The sequence below is a fragment of the Chryseobacterium sp. StRB126 genome (genome assembly GCF_000829375.1).
GTDB lineage: Bacteria > Bacteroidota > Bacteroidia > Flavobacteriales > Weeksellaceae > Chryseobacterium.
Genome location: NZ_AP014624.1, coordinates 4,534,041 through 4,550,817, shown reverse-complemented (window position 1 = coordinate 4,550,817; position 16,777 = coordinate 4,534,041). Strand labels below are relative to the sequence as shown.

Sequence of the window (16,777 nt, the reverse complement as noted above, 5' to 3'; positions counted from 1 at the left end):
AAAAAAGTTTAATGGACATCAACAAATACATATCCAGTAAGCCAGATTTTTTATTATACTTTATTCCCGGGCTTTTTGCTTTAATATCTGTATCCATTACAAATCCTCCGGCAGCGTATGACGATTTGTATCGTTTCTATACATTTTATAATTATTTTAAAGATTTTTCAGTCAGTGAATTTTTTACTTTTGTAAAGAATCTTCCAGATTTTCTAATTCCAATATACTTATACATTTTCAGTAAACTTGGAATTTCTGTAAATGTATTTCTGGGATTTATAACTTATACAACTGTATTGATTATTCTTAAACTCAGTTTTCTGATTTTGGGAGACCAGAAGAAAAATGTATTTTCATATTTGTTTTTACTTTCTGCTATTAGCTTTTCAGGTCTGCTTTCAGGGGTAAGAAATCTGCATAGTATTGCATTTATATATCTTGCTATTTACCTGTACCTTGAAAACAAAAGAATAAAAGCTTTAGGGAGTTATTTGATCTCGGTTCTCACCCATTTTAGCTCCTGGATGTATGTTGTACTTTTTGTATTCTTAAAATTTAAAATGCGATGGATTTATGTGGTATGGATTGCTTCATTTGTTGGACTTCTATTTCCATTTATTTTATTTCCATACCTGAAAGATGAGATAGAGTATAGCCCGATTCCTATCATTGGTAAAATTCAACATTATGCCCTTGTTAAAGATTATTATTATACCCTTACCCAAAAAGATGGTAAAATCATTTTTGCCAGCTTTTTAAAATTCAGCTGGTACATCTTTATGATACTGTTTTTGTTTTTCAAGTATAAAAGAAATAATGAAAGCGTATGGGTGAAAATTCTTTTCATTGTTTCTATATTGATGAACATATTTCTTATCCAGCTGACAGTCTTTGAAAGAATTTCACTTTTTGCTAAAATTCTTTTTGTAGTATGTCTGCTTGGAGACAGGCTGATCCCCTATAAAATTAAAAAATGGACTCTTGCCTACTTTTTATTTTTATTTGTGATTCAGATAACTTTATATATGAAAGGACTTTTATTGTTAGAATAAATATGATTAAACTTATTAGAACCTCAACAATTCCTGAATCAATGAATATTTTACTTAAAGGACAGCTTAAGTTCTTGGGGAATTCTTTTGATATCACAGCAGTTTCTGGGGAAAGCTCTTATCTGGAAGAATTAGTAGAACGTGAAAATGTTAAGATTTTTCCAATAGAGATGCAGCGTAAAATATCACCTCTCAAGGATCTTGTATCGTTGATAAAATTATATTTTTATTTAAAGAAGGTAAAACCCACCATTATACACTCTATTACACCTAAGGCAGGGCTATTGTCTATGTTAGCTGGGAAAATGGCAGGAGTTCCCATACGTATGCATACCTTTACAGGGCTTATCTTTCCAACAAGAACAGGTCCCATGCAGAAACTTCTTATAAAAATGGATCAACTCCTGTGCTGGGCTGCAACCAATATTTATCCTGAGGGAAAAGGTGTTGAATCTGATTTGAAAAAATTTAATATAACGGCTAAACCTTTAAAGGTTATTGCCAATGGAAATGTAAATGGTATAGATTTAGATCATTATAGCGAAAAAAAAATCAGCGGTAATGTTACAGATCTGTTAAAAAAAGAATTGAATATTGAAAAAGATGATTTTGTCTTTATTTTTGTTGGAAGAATTGTAGGAGATAAAGGTATTAATGAACTTATTAAAGCCTTTACAGGAATAAAAAATAGAAATATCAAGCTTTTGCTGGTAGGGACATTTGAAGAAGAGCTTGATCCTTTGGATAAAGATACTTATGAAGAAATACAAAGCAATGAAAATATTATTACAGTAGGTTTTCAAAAAGATGTAAGACCTTACTTTTTAATTTCGGATGCTTTGGCTTTTCCCAGTTACAGAGAAGGGTTTCCTAACGTAGTAATGCAGGCTGGGGCTATGGAACTTCCCTGTGTAGTATCAGATATTAATGGATGCAATGAAATTATTGTTCAACAAGAAAATGGATTGATTGTTCCCTCCAGAAATGTTGAAAAACTTCAGGAGGCCATGGAACAAATGATTAATAATAAAGAAAATTATTTGAAAATGAAGTCAAAGGCAAAAAAGATGATTGAAGAAAGATATGATCAGAATTTTGTATGGAAGGCTCTTTTAGATGAGTATAACAGATTGTTGGTAAACGAAAAAATAAACACAAATGTATAAATTGTTTTTCAAGAGAGTTATTGATTTTACTTTTTCATTAATTTTTTTAATTGTTTTTAGTCCTGTTTTCATTTTTGTAATGTTAGGGTTATTGATCGTTAATAACGGAAAGCCATTTTTCTTTCAGAAAAGAGCAGGGAAAAATGATAAAATCTTTGAAATTATCAAGTTCAAAACAATGAACGATAAAAAAGATGATAATGGAGATCTCTTGCCGGATACGGAAAGACTAACATCATTTGGTGCTTTTGTAAGAAAAACGTCTTTAGATGAGCTTCCTCAGCTTTTTAATATCTTTAAAGGAGAAATGAGCCTTATAGGACCAAGACCATTACTCCCGGAATACTTGGAATTTTATTCAGATTTTCATAAAAGAAGACATCTGGTACGTCCTGGAATTACCGGGCTTGCTCAGGTTAAAGGAAGAAATCAGATGAAATTTTCTGAAAGATTTAACAATGACGTTTATTATGTTGAGAATATTTCTTTTGGACTTGATATTAAAATAATATTTTTGACTGTAAAATCAGTTTTGTTCAAATCATCAACAATTGTAAACGGACAGACAGTAGACGAGGTTGATGATCTCGGAATAAGTAGAAATTTAAGTAAAAATCATTTTAAAAAATAAAATATGAACATCAGAGGGAAGAAAGTTGTGCTAAGAGCAATAGAAAGAGAAGATTTAGAACTGCTTCATAAATGGTCGAATGATCCTGAAATTAATTATATGTTAGGTGGATGGCATTTTCCATCAAATAAGAATGATCAGGAAAAATGGTTTGAAACATTATCATTAAATTCCAATAATCAAAGATTTGCAATCGATACTGAAGATTTAGGTCTTATTGGAATGGCCAATCTTGTAAATGTAAACTGGAAAGACAGAAACGGTTTTCATGGAATGCTATTAGGAGATAAAGACATGAGGGGAAAAGGATATGGTGTAGATACCATCATGGCTATGAACCGTTATGCTTTTGAAGAATTGGGACTTATGAGAATGAACGGTTCAATGATCTCTTATAATGAAGCATCCATCGGAGTATACACAAAAAAATGTGGTTGGGTAGTAGAAGGAATCAAAAAAAATCATTACTTCAGAAAAAATGAATGGTGGGACGAAGTTGTAGTAGGAATTACCCGTGATGATTATTTCAAACTTATTGAAGAAAATAATTATTGGAAAAAATAATAATGAATAAAGAATTTGGTTCAGACTTTCATTTTATTTATTCAGAAAAAAAACAAAGTCAATTTCTTAGCCAAAGTAATTTGACTTTGTTTTTTTCCGGAAGAGTAGCGATCTATAACCTGCTTAAATTCGGTATATCAAAATATGGCTGGAAAAAAGTAGGGTTTCCCAGTTATTATTGTCATGAAGTAGTAACATTTTGTAAGGACTTAGATGCTGAGATTACTCTTTACGAATATAATCCTCTGGAAGATCATGAAATTATTTGGGAAGATAATCCCGGATCAGTAATCGTTAATGTTAATTTTTTTGGAATCAAGAAAGCGAACCTTGATTTTCTTAAAAATACAGTGACCATAGAAGATATAACCCATGATTTATTGAGCAGTAATCAATCATCTGCAGATTATTATTTTGGATCATTACGAAAACAAATCCCTATAGGAGCGGGTGGTTTCTGCATATTAAAAGAAGGAGAATCTTTTTCAGACGATTTACAAGTTACACAAACAGCCGTACAAACCTATCAAAAGAAGTTAACAGCAATGTTTCTCAAAACAGAATATCTGGAAGGTAAATTGGAGCATAATGATCTGTACAGAAAATATTATCAAGAGGCAGAACATATTTTTGAAGACCATGCTACGGATTCTCTTTTACCTGATCAGGCAATTGCTCAGTTACAGACATACTCTATAGAGAATTTAATTGCAGCCACTAATGAAAACATTATCCTGGGAGTTGAAACACTTTTGCGATCTGAACAGTTTAAAGTAGCTAATAAAAACAATGGGTTTTGCCTTATTCTTTATTGTGAAAACCAAGAAATAAGAGATCAATTAAGAGAATATCTGATTAAAAATAAAATTTTTCCGGCTGTTTTATGGCCTGATCAAATTTTTGAAAGAGATAAAAACTTACAGAATAGAATATTATGTGTTCACATGGATTTTAGATATTCTTCTGAAGAAATTAAACATATAGCTAACAAAATAAACAGTTTTTTTGAAAATGTATAGATTTGAGATTATTGATCAATTACTGCCTGAATGGAATAAAGTGGTTAAGTCCTCAAATGTCTATGATTTCCATCATACTTCATTTTATCATTCAATAGATAATACTTTTAACAGTAAACTTTTTGTAGCTTATAACGATCAGGAATTTATTGCATTACCTTTGGTTATAAGACCAATAGGAGAAACAGGTCTCTTTGACTGTACATCAGTGTACGGATATGCAGGGCCAGTCACAAACAAAGAAGATTTTAATTTTGATCCAGAGTTCAGCTCTTTTTTCAAAGAATCATTTAATGCATATTGTGAAGAGAACGGTATTGTTTCTGCATTTTCTAGATTGCATCCTTTGATTGAGCATTCTTCTTTTTTTGAAGATTTTGGAAAAGTAATTGACATTAACAAAACTATTGCGATTGACCTTACTCTTTCTCCAGAGCAGCAAAGAGCTCAATACAGAAAATCAAACAAATCTGAAATCAATCAGCTGAAAAGAAAAGAGTTTTATGTGACTGAAGCTCAAGACCAAAATGATATTGATGCTTTTGTTTCCATTTATTATGAAACAATGGAACGTGTAAATGCTTCTCCGGGGTATTTTTTTACAAAAGAATATTTCAATTCTTTTCTTAAAAATGATAACTTTGACAGTAAATTGCTCTTGGCTAAATACAATGAAGAAGTTACTGCCGGCGCAATCTTTACAATGACAAAAAAAATAATGCAGTATCATCTGGCGGGAACCACTGAACAGTATATAAGAGAAACTCCAATGAAATTAATATTGGATGAAGCTAGATTGTTGGGAAATAATGCAGGTATGGAAGCTTTACATTTAGGTGGCGGCGTAGGAGGAAGTGATGAAGACTCACTTTTTAGATTTAAATCCGGTTTCTCTAATAAACAATGTGAATTTAAAGTATGGCAATATATTATTAATGAGAAAAGATATAACGAGCTGTCAGAAAAAATAGGTAACAAAAACAGTAGCTTTTTCCCATTATATCGCAGTGAATAAAAATACGTAAACATGAATAATAAAATCTGGCTTTCCTCACCACATATGGGAGGCAACGAGCAAAAATATATCAACGAAGCATTCAAAGAAAACTGGGTTGCACCGTTAGGTCCTAATGTGAATGGCTTTGAAGAAGATTTAGAAAATTTTTTAAATAAAAACGTAAAAGTTGCAGCTCTATCTGCAGGAACAGCGGCCATTCACCTTGCGTTAATTGAATCAGGTGTTCAATACGGCGATGAAGTGATCTGTCAATCTATGACATTTTCAGCATCTGCCAATCCTATTGCGTATTGCGGAGCAACTCCTGTTTTTGTTGATAGTGAAAAAGAAACCTGGAACATCTGCCCAAAAGCATTAAGAGAAGCTATTGAAGTCAGGATTCAAAAAGGTAAAAAACCTAAAGCTATCATTGTTGTTCACCTATACGGAATGCCTGCAAAAATGGATGAGATTACTGCTATTTCTAAAGAGTTTGGAATAGACCTTATTGAAGATGCTGCGGAAGCTTTAGGATCAACATATAAAGGACAGGCTTGTGGAACTTTCGGGCGTTTCGGAGTTTTGAGCTTCAACGGAAATAAAATTATAACGACTTCAGGTGGTGGAGCATTAGTATGCCACACAAAAGAAGATCAAGATAAAATTGTTTTTCTATCAACTCAGGCGCGTGACAATGCTCCTCACTATCAGCATTCTCATATCGGGTTCAATTACAGAATGAGTAATATTGTGGCCGGAATTGGAAGAGGCCAGATGGAAGTATTGAAAGATCGTATAGAAGCGAGAAGAGGAATGCATAGCTTTTACGTTGATATTTTTAAAGATATTGACGGAGTAGATGTTTTCTCTGAGCCAAATACAGACTTTTATTCCAACCATTGGCTTTCTGCAATTATTGTTAATCCAGATATTACAGGAAAAAACCGTGAAGATCTAAGGCTTGCATTTTTAGAAGATAATATTGAATCAAGACCGCTTTGGAAGCCTATGCACTTACAACCTGTTTTTGCTGACGCTCCTTATTATGGAACAAATATTTCTGAGAAATTATTTGAGGATGGATTGTGTCTGCCATCGGGATCTAATCTCACAGAAGAAGAAAAAGAAAGGATTGCAACTATAATCAATAAGTTTTTTAAAGGTTAATATTTTTTCTGATGAATTATAGAAGGTTTGGGAAAATTATTTTTGATTGTGTTTTATCAATTCTTTTATTATTTCCCTTATTTCCTCTATTAATTCTCTTATTTATAATATCAAGCCTGGATACCCGGTCTAACGGCGTTTTTTTTCAAAAAAGAGTTGGGCAGAATGGAAAGGTTTTTATTATCTATAAATTAAAAACAATTGACCCCCAAAAAGGAAAAAGTTCCCCAATAGGATTAATACTCAGAAAGTATAAACTTGATGAACTTCCTCAGCTCTTTAATATTTTAAAAGGTGATATGAGCTTTGTAGGACCTCGTCCTGACATTGAAGGATATTATGATAGCCTTGAGGGAGAAAATCGGAAAGTCTTACAATTAAAACCCGGATTAACCTCAGAAGCAAGTATTAAATATAGTAATGAAGATGCTTTGTTAAAATCTCAGAAAGATCCTTTGTCATATAACGATAATATAATATTTCCGGATAAAGTAAAGATGAATTTGAACTATCTTGAAAATATTTCTTTCAGAGAAGATCTGAGAATTTTATGGAGAACAATTTTCAAAATATTAAAATAAATTTGAACCCCTATAATTAATAAGGATCCAATAAATTATGAAAATTAAAGAAACCCCACTTAAAGACTGTTATATTATAGAACCTACCATTTTCGAAGATGATAGAGGTTACTTTTTTGAAAAGTTCAACGAAAAAAGGTTTGAAGAACTTACAGGAATGAACGGGCATTTCGTTCAGGATAATATTTCTAAATCATCTTATGGCGTATTAAGAGGATTACATCTTCAGAAAGGGGAGCACGCCCAAGCAAAACTAGTTTCTTGTCTTGAAGGTAGCGTTTGGGATGTGGTGGTAGATCTTAGAGAAGATTCTCCTACATTCGGACAGTGGTTCGGAATTGAACTCACAGCAGAAAATAAGTTGCAGCTTTATGTACCAAGAGGTTTTGGACATGGTTTTTCTGTATTAAGTACAAATGCGGTATTCTCTTATAAATGTGACAATTTTTATAATAAAGAATCAGAAGGAAGTGTAAGATTTAATGATCCCGACCTGAATATAGATTGGCAGATTGATGAAAAAGACGCTGTCCTTTCAGAAAAAGACCAAAATGCCCCTGGCTTTAAAGAAAAAAACTTTTAAAGTATACTATTGAAAAGAGGCTGTCTCAAAAGACAGTCTCTTTTTTATTGCAATTTTTTGTGAGGGACTTAGTTTTGTATTTTAATTATTTAGGATTTAGTTTTTTGATGAGTTGTGGATGTATTTTTTTTAAAAAAGAGCAGATTTTACCCTGCAAGCGCTAATTTTCTTAGATTGTGAGCAATAGCAACCAGGCCGATTTCTATTTCGACTTTATTTTGTCCTCTAAGCATAAATCTTTTAAATCCTTTGTTATGTTTGATCTGAGCAAAAACAGGTTCTACATCGTGGCATCTTTGTTTTCTAAGCTTTACTCCACGTTTGGTATTAAGAAGCTTATGAGCCTTATGCCGGAGCTTTGAAAGTTTTGGATTAGAAGGTGAAGAAGTTATGGTTTTAGTTTTCTGGTCTTTATCAAAGTAATTATACTTGATATAGGCTTTGACTTTTCTCTTTTGAAGAAAAATATAATTCTCTTCTGATCCATATCCTGCATCAGTCACTATCTCCTTGGGAGTTTTACGATAAAGATGTTCAAAATTATCAATATGAGGGAGCAGTGTTTTAGTGTCCCCAGGATTAGGATGCAGCGTATAGTTAAGGATAAACTGATTCTCGGTACTGAGCTGAAGATTGTAAGCGGCTTTAAGCTGTCCGTTACCCATATGATCCTCTTTCATACGCATGAAAGAAGCATCAGAATCTGTTTTTGAATAGCTGTTCCTGCCCCGGAGAATTTCCTGCTGTTTCTCATATTTTTCAAGGTTATCCGGCCAGTTTTTTTTTGCATAATTAATCTTCTGACGGACTTTAGGACAGATTTTCTTCTTTCTCAAAGTAGAGTCTATCGTTTCTATAGCAGATTTTATTTTTTCTTTATCCATAGACTTAAAGGTTACCTCAGAAGTATCTTTCATTTCTTCCCCAGCTATTTCCTGAGTGTAATTCCACAAATCTTCAAGCTGGGACTCTATACGTTCTTTATTCTTTTTGATCGCCTTTCCCCATACAAATGTATAACGATTGGCATTGGCTTCTATTTTGGTACCATCGGTAAAAATAGTCTGAAGGCTTACCAGCCCTTCTTTCTCTAAATACACTACAATTTGTGCGAAGATCTCTTTGAGTTCTCCTTTTAATCTTTCACTTCTAAAACGGTTCAAAGTATTATGATCAGGACGATTCATGGCACTGAGCCACATAAAATGAACATTTTCTTTGAGAGCCTGTTCCAGCTTTCTGCTAGAATAAATATTACACAAATAGCCATACACCAATACTTTCAAAAGCATTTTCGGGTGATACACCGATGTGCCCCCTGGTTTATAATTACGGATTAAATTACTGATATCCAGACCGTCTATAATTTCTGAAACAATTCGTACAGGATGATTAGCTTCTATTAACTCCGATAAATTCGGAGGAAATAGAAAATTTTGCTTGGGATTGTAATCTTTAAAGACTACCTTTGAATTACTTAACACACAGCAAATTAATCAATTTGCAAATATTAGGAAAGCAAAAGCTTTCCTTTTTTTATGCTTGCAAAAAAAGACTGCCTCACTTTTGAGACAGCCTCTTTTTATTTTTGTAATCTTTACTCTTTAATATTTTGTATCTTTGCAGACTCAAAATCAAAAAGATGCGTACAAAATCGGTAGGGAAGAAAAAAATCAATGTAGTTACACTTGGATGTTCCAAAAATGTATATGACTCTGAAGTATTAATGAGCCAGCTGAAAGCCAATGGAAAAGAGGTGGTTCATGAAGACCGTGGAGATATTGTTGTTATTAATACCTGCGGATTTATTGATAATGCTAAAGAAGAGTCTATCAATACCATTTTAGATTATGTAGAGGCTAAAAATAGAGGTGAAGTAGAAAAAGTATTCGTTACAGGTTGTCTTTCCGAAAGATACAAACCAGACTTGGTTAAAGAAATTCCAGATGTAGACCAGTATTTTGGTACAAGAGATCTTCCTATGTTATTAAAGCATCTTGGTGCAGACTATAAGCATGAATTGGTAGGAGAGAGATTAACTACTACTCCTAAACATTATGCATACCTTAAAATTTCAGAAGGATGTGACAGACCATGTTCTTTCTGCGCTATTCCTTTGATGAGAGGAGGTCACGTTTCTACTCCTATTGAGAAGTTGGTTTCTGAAGCTCAGAAATTGACCAAAAAAGGAACCAAAGAATTAATTCTTATTGCTCAGGATCTAACGTATTATGGGTTGGATATTTATAAAAAACGAGCATTGGGAGATTTGCTGAAAGAGCTAGTAAAAGTAGAAGGAGTGGAGTGGATCCGTCTTCATTATGCTTTCCCAAGCGGTTTTCCTGAGGATGTTTTGGATATTATCCGTGAAGAACCTAAAGTTTGTAATTATATAGATATTCCTCTTCAGCACATCAATTCTGATCTGTTGAAATCAATGAAAAGAGGAACAACCCATGAGAAAACAGATGCACTTTTAGGAAAATTCAGAGAAAAAGTTCCCGATATGGCAATCAGAACAACCCTGATTGTAGGATATCCGGGTGAAACTGAAGAACGATTTCAGGAACTTAAAGACTGGGTAAAAGAGCAGAAATTTGACAGATTAGGATGCTTTACCTATTCTCACGAGGAAAATACCGGTGCTTATGTATTGGAAGATGATATTTCACAGGAAGTAAAAGAAGCAAGGGTAGAAGAAATCATGGAAGTGCAGTCTCAGATTTCTTGGGAAAAGAACCAGGAAAAAGTAGGGAAAGTGTTCAGATGTATCTTCGATCGTAAAGAAGGGAACTATTTTGTCGGAAGAACAGAATACGACTCTCCGGACGTAGATAATACAGTTTTGGTATCCGCTGAAGATACTTATATTTCCATCGGAGAATTTGCAGACGTGAAGATTACTTCAGCAGAAGAATTCGACTTATACGGTGAATTATTATAGAAATATAAAACATTATTAATCAGGAATAAAAGTTTTGCTTTCTGAGAGGTGAAAAATCAGATATTAATAGGATTTAACATAAATAATTTCACGCTATCTTTTTTTAAACAATTGTATTTCAATTAGTTGCATCTTTTAAATATTAAGATTTTTTAATTTTCTGTCATAAAGTATGTAAATTAAAAAATTATGTCTTAAATTTGCGGCATAAGCAATGTTTTTAAATCATATGCTATCAATAAGTTATTTATTAAAATTGGGGCTAAAACTCAAAAAATATATTTTTTTTATTTATATTAGCCTTAAGATAATAATCGCAAGTTGAGATACATTTTCCTTTTTGGAAATTTTGATGAAAAATAATGTAATTAAAATCTTTAAAAACTTATGAAAAAATTTTTATTAACAGCAACTATGCTCGTTGCCTTTACGGCTCTTTCCAAGGCTCAGCAAGGGAGAGTGGGGATTAACACGTCCACACCTGCCGCAACTCTAGATGTAGTAGCTAATACTACAGATGCTTCTAGACCTGATGCCGTTTTGGTCCCTCGTTTATCAAGACTAGATTTAGAAAACAAAGCTAGTGCATACGCTAATGGTTCACCAACTGGAGCAAGTGCCCAGAATGGTGCACTTGTGTTTGTTAACGCACTGGGTGGAACAGGAACTGGTAAGACAGTTAATATTACTGCAACAGGATTCTATTACTATGATGGTACAGACACTAATAACGTCTGGAAACCTGTAGGTGGTGGAGGTGGAACTCAAAGATACGAAGGTATCGTAGGTACTACTGCATCAGTTACTGGAGCGGCTTATACAGTTGCTAATAGTGATTTCTTTATTGTAACAGCTGCTGCTGCAGGAGTTACGATTACTTTACCTGCTGCTACTCCTGCAAATGCTGGTAGAGTAGTGGTGATTTCCAATCAGAATACATCTGCAACTACAGTTTCTGTAATATCTGCGAATGCTGTTCCCGTTGCAGGTACTGCTACTGTTTTACAATTTAGAGGAAAACAATTTGTGTCTGATGGTACAAAATGGGTTTCAATATCGTATAACTAATATTTAAAAATCCAATACAATGAAAAAAATAGTATTATTTAGCATATTTTGTTTCCTATCATCTAATTTATCTCATGCTCAGATAGCAACCAACCAAACACCTGTTTCTACAGTTACAGATGAAAATGTATTCTTGGATGCAAGTTCAAATTTTGATCCAAGTGCCAATTCATCTAATACCAATGGTAAAGGTTTAGTATATCCAAGAACTAACCTTACAACATGGGTATTTAAAACCGACAACCTTGATGGGATCAATTTTCCTACAGGTTTTGATGGGATGATTGTTTACAACACAGGAACTGGAAACACGTTAACAGGAGCTAATAATCCAAGTGTTGCTTCTACGGTAGCTCCAGGGTTTTATTATTTCTCTAACCCTATCGTAGCAGGTACTGCTACTGGTGCTGCTGCTGTTTCAACAGGAAGATGGTTACCATTAGGTGCAAACCCGAAAGTTAATATTGCTACGGCCGAAACAACTACAAATACATCAATAAACGGAAATCAAATATATGCTAAGAGAGGAACCTTTACCACTAGTGGAACTTCTACAGCGCCTACAACATATACAAATCAGGCTGCAATAGCAAGCCCAGGAAGCCTTTATAGAATTACAATTTATCAGTCAGGAACAAACAATGTATACTCAAACAGTGTATATTCATACGCGCCTGATGGTTCTTTTATAACTGGTTCACCAAGTATGTCAGTAGTTTATCCTGCAGGAACATATAACTATACTGTAGAATATACAAAAACGAACAATTAATTTTAATTAATTATAATTTATAAAAGCTGATGATTTAATTTTCATCGGCTTTTTTATTATATGCTACCAGAATATTGAAGCAAGTACCGGAATAATATTTTATATAAATCCAACAACTAACTCTTTAGCTCTTGGATTTTACTCCATAATAGATTATTCTTGAAGAAGACTCTATATATTCATTATTCATATCATAAACATTATTAGCAGATAAATTCAGAAGGAAATACCTTTATAATGAGTTTGGGAGAGTTAAATGATTAAACAATATTTTGTTGAATTTAATTTTCTTTAGAGGTATACTAAACTGCTGGATGAAATAATTAGGAGTATCTATAGAATAGTGTAAACAATTTATAGTTCTATAACCTCATTAATCATAGAAAGAAAGGATGACAGATTAAAGAGATAGAAGAAGCCGTTAAATGATACTATTTTTTTAGGTTAGCCATTAATTATATTGATCTGATCACAGATATCATCTATATGAGGCGGTTTGCATTTTGTCTTAAAAAGCTTTTTAATCTGATTCTTAACCCTTATTTTTGGCTGATAATTTTCAAAAAAAGATGTTCTTTTAAAGAATGAGGAATAAAAATAAAGTGAGATTTGAAATAATAATCTGATAAACACCAATTTTGCAATTAGTATTGTTGTTAAAATATTTTTAGAAGACCTGGTTATATGGCTCTGAAGCTATTCTATTAGTGATTTTATACTATAAGAGCTCTTAACATTTCTAGCTTTTTAAAAGCTGGTTTTATGACAATAGCTAATATTTCTTATTTTATTAATGTATTGATTATCAATTTATTGTGGTTTTTGTTTTTTGAAATTATGCATAAATTAGTTAATTAAATTAACATTTTATCAATATTTTTAACACTTTTTAACAGGTGTCTTTAAAATCCCTATTCATAAGGGATTACAAGGTTAGTTAACATATAATTTTGTTTTTGTTAACGTTTTTTAACAAATGGAATAGGGAGTTATAGGGATTCCTGATACTTTTGCCCTGTCAAAACCAATAAAAGTTCAAAATGATGAAAAGATTCATTCTCGTAATCATAATGATGATTTCAACCTTAGGTGTTTACTCTTTTACAAGTAATACCTTAGATGCGAAAAAAACAAGTTATGCATCGTACTACCACGATAAATTTAACGGTAGAAAAACTGCTAGCGGAGAAATCTTTGATAATTCAAAGTTTACTGCAGCAAACAGAACGCTTCCATTTGGAACAAACGTTAAGGTAACAAACCTTAAGAATGGTAAAGAGGTGATCGTGAGAATAAATGATAGAGGACCTTTCCATTCATCAAGATCTTTAGACATGTCTAAAGCAGCGTTCGATGAGATCGGAGATGTCAATCATGGTACTATTCCGGTCGAATATGAAATTGTCGATTAATTTTATGATTTAAATTAAAAAAAGCCAGCTGATTTCAGCTGGCTTTTGCTTTGTTAGATATAAGGATCATTATACATCTAATTCCAATAAAGCAGGACAATGGTCAGAATGAACTGCTTCCTTTAAAATAACAGCTCGTGTAAGTTTATCCTTTAAGCTATAGGATGTGAAGTTGTAATCCAATCTCCAGCCTTTATTTCTTTCCCTTGAATTTTGTCTGTAGCTCCACCATGTATAATTATCAGGTTCATTGTTAAAAAACCTGAAACTATCAATCAATTCACATTCATTGATGAAATTGGTCATCCATTCTCTTTCCATAGGAAGAAATCCGGAAACATTCTTTAGGCCAACAGGATTGTGAATGTCGATAGCCTCGTGGCAGATATTAAAGTCTCCCGATATAATAAGGTTGGGGATTTCTTTCTTTAAATTTTTGATATATTCAAGGAAATCATGACAAAACTGCATCTTAAAATCCAGTCTTTCAATATTCGAGGCAGAAGGCACATAGACTGAGATTGCAGAGAATCCATCAAAATCAGCACGGATAATTCTTCCTTCATTATCATAACTTTCGATACCACAACCGTATTCCACGTGATTGGGTTTTACTTTTGAGGCGATTCCGACCCCGCTATAGCCTTTTCTTACTGCTGAATGCCAATAACTGTGGTATCCTAGTTTTTCAAGGCTTTCGATGTCTATCTGATCGTTTCCGGCTTTGCTCTCCTGAATACAGATGATATCCGGATCAGCAGTTTTAAGCCAACCCAAAAAATCTTTGGTAAATGCGGCTCTGATTCCATTCACATTGTATGTAATTAATCTCATTAGTCTTCTATAAATATTTTAAAATTCTCGTTGTATTTCGTAGGGATAAATTCAGTAATGTCATAATCTGCTACCTGATGAATATGAAAAGGATCTTCTGTAATGATCTGCTCAACTACATTTTTAGATGGAGCGTTACAGACAATAATACCTCCGGTTCGTGGCTCTTTTCTTCCCGAAGTAATAAACAGTCCTGAATCATAATATTTTTGAAGAAAGGAATTGTGTTCTGGAATATGGCGCTCAACATTTTCAATGGTCACCTTATACGTAAGCGAAATAATGAACATATTTTTATTTTTTACGAAGATATGAACTCTTGCAGACTATAAAAAAAGAAGCGGGAAAAATCAATTGATTTTTCCCGCTTTAAACCTCAAATTAGATTAACTAAGAAAAAAACTACTTGGGTTCTAAAATACTGATAGGAATGATACATTCCTCCAATGAGATTCCTCCATGTTGGTAAGTTTCTTTATAGTAATTTACAAAATGATTATAGTTCTTAGGATAAGCAAGGAATATATTGTTTTTAGCAAAAATATATTTCGAACTTAGGTTTCCTTTTGGAAGGAAAAGCTTTTCCGGATTGGTAATTGCCCAAACATCACTGTCGTCATACGTTAAGCTTTTCCCTGTTTTGTATCGGATATTGGTAGACGTTTCTCTGTCACCAACTACTTTACTTGGCTTTTTAACGTAAACGGTTCCGTGGTCTGTTGTGATAACCAATTTATATCCGTTTTCAGCTGCTGTTTTAATAATCTTTATCAATGAAGAGTTTTCAAACCAGTTAAGCGTTAGAGAACGGAACGTTTTGTCATCACGGATAAGCTGATCCACAATATGGTTATCCGTTTTTGCGTGAGAAAGAATATCAATGAAGTTATAAACAATCACCAATAAGTCATTGTTTTTATGCTGATTGAAATCATCATAGATTTTTCTTTCAAAATCTGCGTTCAATACTTTCAGATACTTCATAGATTTGGATCCAAGGCCAATTCTTTTCATCTGATCTTCCAGGAAGTCACGTTCAAACTCATTTTTGTTTCCTTCCTCGTTATCATTAAACCATTTATCCGGGAAACGCTTTTCAATCTCTGACGGCATTAAACCTGCAAAGAAAGAATTTCTTGCATATTGCGTAGCGGTTGGAAGGATACTGTAATAATAATCTTCCGAAACTTTATTGTAATACTTCGTAAATAAAGGCTCAATCACTTTCCACTGGTCGTAACGAAGGTTGTCAACCATTAATAAAAGCACTTTATCCTTTTCAACTTCAGGCTTTACCTTTTCCTTGAAGAGCGTGTGGCTCATCAGAGGCTTGTCAGAGTCAATAAGCCAGTCTGCATAATTTTTTTCAATAAACTTAGCAAACTGAATATTAGCTTCTTCTTTCTGTGATTGTAAAAGATCTGCAAATTCATTATCTGCAACCTTGTCGAACTTAATCTCCCAGCTTAGGATTTTTTTATAATATTCAGCCCAATCCTGGTAGGTTCTCAGGTAGGATAGTTCCATAGACAGGTTTCTGAATTCCTGTTGATATTGTAAAATAGTTTTTTGTTCTACAAGATTATCCTGCTGAAGATTCTTTTTTAAGGAAAGTAATATCTGATTAGGATTTACAGGCTTTAGAATATAGTCTGCAATTTGGGAACCAATAGCCTCCTCCATGATGTGTTCCTCTTCACTTTTGGTTACCATTACTATTTTTAGAGAATTATCTTTTTCTTTAATCATAGGAATTGCTTCCAGCCCGGAAATACCAGGCATGTTTTCATCAATGAGTGTTAGGGCAAATTTCTCTGAATCCATAAGCTCCAAAGCCTCATTCACGTTGTTAACAGGGGTTACCTGATAACCTTTCTTTTCTAAAAATACGATATGAGGTTTAAGTAAATCTATTTCATCATCGATCCATAATATCTTTTCTGACATAATTTATTTTTTACATGGTTATTGTATCAAAATGTTGACC

General features: G+C 33.1%; 17 protein-coding genes. 13 read left to right on the top strand and 4 right to left on the bottom strand.

The genetic code is table 11. The features are described from left to right. Nucleotides 1-11 precede the first annotated feature (11 nt). Genes CHSO_RS20540 through rfbC form a run of 9 tightly spaced genes read left to right on the top strand, consistent with a single transcriptional unit; the run spans nucleotide 12 to nucleotide 7,760 of the window. Complete coding sequence (locus CHSO_RS20540; RefSeq protein WP_045500310.1) at nucleotides 12-1,052, top strand: EpsG family protein; 1,041 nt, start codon at nucleotides 12-14, stop codon at nucleotides 1,050-1,052. Between the two features lie 2 nt (nucleotides 1,053-1,054). Further along, a complete protein-coding gene (locus CHSO_RS20535; protein WP_232509103.1) occupies nucleotides 1,055-2,218 on the top strand; it encodes a glycosyltransferase family 4 protein in 1,164 nt (387 codons plus the stop codon). Further along, the gene (locus CHSO_RS20530; RefSeq protein ID WP_084221039.1) at nucleotides 2,211-2,849 is read left to right on the top strand and encodes a sugar transferase; all 639 of its coding nucleotides are present in this window, start codon (nucleotides 2,211-2,213) and stop codon (nucleotides 2,847-2,849) included. Before CHSO_RS20535 ends, CHSO_RS20530 begins: the two co-directional genes overlap by 8 nt. A 3-nt stretch (nucleotides 2,850-2,852) precedes the next feature. Then, the gene (locus CHSO_RS20525) at nucleotides 2,853-3,413 is read left to right on the top strand and encodes a GNAT family N-acetyltransferase (protein ID WP_045500309.1); all 561 of its coding nucleotides are present in this window, start codon (nucleotides 2,853-2,855) and stop codon (nucleotides 3,411-3,413) included. A gap of 2 nt (nucleotides 3,414-3,415) precedes the next feature. Next, nucleotides 3,416-4,432, top strand: a complete 1,017-nt coding sequence (locus CHSO_RS20520; RefSeq protein WP_045500307.1) for a hypothetical protein — start codon at nucleotides 3,416-3,418, stop codon at nucleotides 4,430-4,432. Continuing rightward, nucleotides 4,425-5,447, top strand: a complete 1,023-nt coding sequence (locus CHSO_RS20515; RefSeq protein ID WP_045500305.1) for a GNAT family N-acetyltransferase — start codon at nucleotides 4,425-4,427, stop codon at nucleotides 5,445-5,447. The genes CHSO_RS20520 and CHSO_RS20515 overlap by 8 nt, the downstream gene beginning before the upstream one ends. Before the next feature lie 12 nt (nucleotides 5,448-5,459). Further along, entirely contained in the window at nucleotides 5,460-6,596 is a 1,137-nt protein-coding gene (locus CHSO_RS20510; RefSeq protein WP_045500303.1) for a DegT/DnrJ/EryC1/StrS family aminotransferase, read from the top strand. A gap of 11 nt (nucleotides 6,597-6,607) precedes the next feature. Next, nucleotides 6,608-7,177 (top strand): sugar transferase, encoded by a 570-nt coding sequence (locus tag CHSO_RS20505; protein WP_045500300.1) that lies wholly within the window; start codon nucleotides 6,608-6,610, stop codon nucleotides 7,175-7,177. Between the two features lie 37 nt (nucleotides 7,178-7,214). Continuing rightward, nucleotides 7,215-7,760, top strand: a complete 546-nt coding sequence (gene rfbC, locus CHSO_RS20500) for a dTDP-4-dehydrorhamnose 3,5-epimerase (protein WP_045500298.1) — start codon at nucleotides 7,215-7,217, stop codon at nucleotides 7,758-7,760. 146 nt (nucleotides 7,761-7,906) lie between these two features. On the opposite strand, the gene CHSO_RS20495 is transcribed toward rfbC, so the two are convergent. Next, on the bottom strand, nucleotides 7,907-9,244 hold the full coding sequence (locus CHSO_RS20495) for an IS1182 family transposase (protein ID WP_045500296.1): 1,338 nt from the start codon (nucleotides 9,242-9,244) through the stop codon (nucleotides 7,907-7,909). Nucleotides 9,245-9,402: 158 nt separating this feature from the next. Here CHSO_RS20495 and rimO point away from each other — a divergent pair, with 158 nt between their 5' ends. The 4 genes from rimO (at nucleotide 9,403) to CHSO_RS20475 (ending at nucleotide 13,956) form a co-directional block, all read left to right on the top strand. Beyond that, complete coding sequence (rimO, locus tag CHSO_RS20490) at nucleotides 9,403-10,704, top strand: 30S ribosomal protein S12 methylthiotransferase RimO (RefSeq protein ID WP_045500293.1); 1,302 nt, start codon at nucleotides 9,403-9,405, stop codon at nucleotides 10,702-10,704. Nucleotides 10,705-11,091: 387 nt separating this feature from the next. Continuing rightward, nucleotides 11,092-11,772, top strand: coding sequence for a hypothetical protein (locus CHSO_RS20485; RefSeq protein ID WP_045500290.1), 681 nt, complete (start codon nucleotides 11,092-11,094; stop codon nucleotides 11,770-11,772). A 19-nt stretch (nucleotides 11,773-11,791) separates the two neighbouring features. Then, entirely contained in the window at nucleotides 11,792-12,544 is a 753-nt protein-coding gene (locus CHSO_RS20480; RefSeq protein ID WP_045500285.1) for a hypothetical protein, read from the top strand. Between the two features lie 1,040 nt (nucleotides 12,545-13,584). Further along, nucleotides 13,585-13,956, top strand: a complete 372-nt coding sequence (locus tag CHSO_RS20475; protein ID WP_045500281.1) for a septal ring lytic transglycosylase RlpA family protein — start codon at nucleotides 13,585-13,587, stop codon at nucleotides 13,954-13,956. A gap of 69 nt (nucleotides 13,957-14,025) precedes the next feature. On the opposite strand, the gene CHSO_RS20470 is transcribed toward CHSO_RS20475, so the two are convergent. The 3 genes from CHSO_RS20470 to CHSO_RS20460 form a co-directional block, all read right to left on the bottom strand. Beyond that, a complete protein-coding gene (locus CHSO_RS20470) occupies nucleotides 14,026-14,790 on the bottom strand; it encodes an exodeoxyribonuclease III (RefSeq protein WP_045500278.1) in 765 nt (254 codons plus the stop codon). Next, nucleotides 14,790-15,080, bottom strand: a complete 291-nt coding sequence (locus tag CHSO_RS20465; RefSeq protein WP_045500275.1) for a YciI family protein — start codon at nucleotides 15,078-15,080, stop codon at nucleotides 14,790-14,792. Before CHSO_RS20465 ends, CHSO_RS20470 begins: the two co-directional genes overlap by 1 nt. Before the next feature lie 112 nt (nucleotides 15,081-15,192). Then, nucleotides 15,193-16,737, bottom strand: coding sequence for a bifunctional response regulator/alkaline phosphatase family protein (locus tag CHSO_RS20460; protein WP_045500272.1), 1,545 nt, complete (start codon nucleotides 16,735-16,737; stop codon nucleotides 15,193-15,195). Nucleotides 16,738-16,777: the final 40 nt, after the last annotated feature.

Excerpts from the sequence above, each read along its gene's own strand:
- CHSO_RS20465 (WP_045500275.1), bottom strand. The coding sequence starts at position 15,080 with ATGTTCATTATTTCGCTTACGTATAAGGTGACCATTGAAAATGTTGAG.
- CHSO_RS20480 (WP_045500285.1), top strand. The coding sequence starts at position 11,792 with ATGAAAAAAATAGTATTATTTAGCATATTTTGTTTCCTATCATCTAAT.
- CHSO_RS20460 (WP_045500272.1), bottom strand. The coding sequence starts at position 16,737 with ATGTCAGAAAAGATATTATGGATCGATGATGAAATAGATTTACTTAAA.
- CHSO_RS20530 (WP_084221039.1), top strand. The coding sequence starts at position 2,211 with ATGTATAAATTGTTTTTCAAGAGAGTTATTGATTTTACTTTTTCATTA.
- CHSO_RS20540 (WP_045500310.1), top strand. The coding sequence starts at position 12 with ATGGACATCAACAAATACATATCCAGTAAGCCAGATTTTTTATTATAC.
- rfbC (WP_045500298.1), top strand. The coding sequence starts at position 7,215 with ATGAAAATTAAAGAAACCCCACTTAAAGACTGTTATATTATAGAACCT.
- CHSO_RS20485 (WP_045500290.1), top strand. The coding sequence starts at position 11,092 with ATGAAAAAATTTTTATTAACAGCAACTATGCTCGTTGCCTTTACGGCT.
- CHSO_RS20505 (WP_045500300.1), top strand. The coding sequence starts at position 6,608 with ATGAATTATAGAAGGTTTGGGAAAATTATTTTTGATTGTGTTTTATCA.
- CHSO_RS20520 (WP_045500307.1), top strand. The coding sequence starts at position 3,416 with ATGAATAAAGAATTTGGTTCAGACTTTCATTTTATTTATTCAGAAAAA.
- CHSO_RS20510 (WP_045500303.1), top strand. The coding sequence starts at position 5,460 with ATGAATAATAAAATCTGGCTTTCCTCACCACATATGGGAGGCAACGAG.
- CHSO_RS20535 (WP_232509103.1), top strand. The coding sequence starts at position 1,055 with ATGATTAAACTTATTAGAACCTCAACAATTCCTGAATCAATGAATATT.
- rimO (WP_045500293.1), top strand. The coding sequence starts at position 9,403 with ATGCGTACAAAATCGGTAGGGAAGAAAAAAATCAATGTAGTTACACTT.
- CHSO_RS20475 (WP_045500281.1), top strand. The coding sequence starts at position 13,585 with ATGATGAAAAGATTCATTCTCGTAATCATAATGATGATTTCAACCTTA.
- CHSO_RS20515 (WP_045500305.1), top strand. The coding sequence starts at position 4,425 with ATGTATAGATTTGAGATTATTGATCAATTACTGCCTGAATGGAATAAA.
- CHSO_RS20525 (WP_045500309.1), top strand. The coding sequence starts at position 2,853 with ATGAACATCAGAGGGAAGAAAGTTGTGCTAAGAGCAATAGAAAGAGAA.
- CHSO_RS20470 (WP_045500278.1), bottom strand. The coding sequence starts at position 14,790 with ATGAGATTAATTACATACAATGTGAATGGAATCAGAGCCGCATTTACC.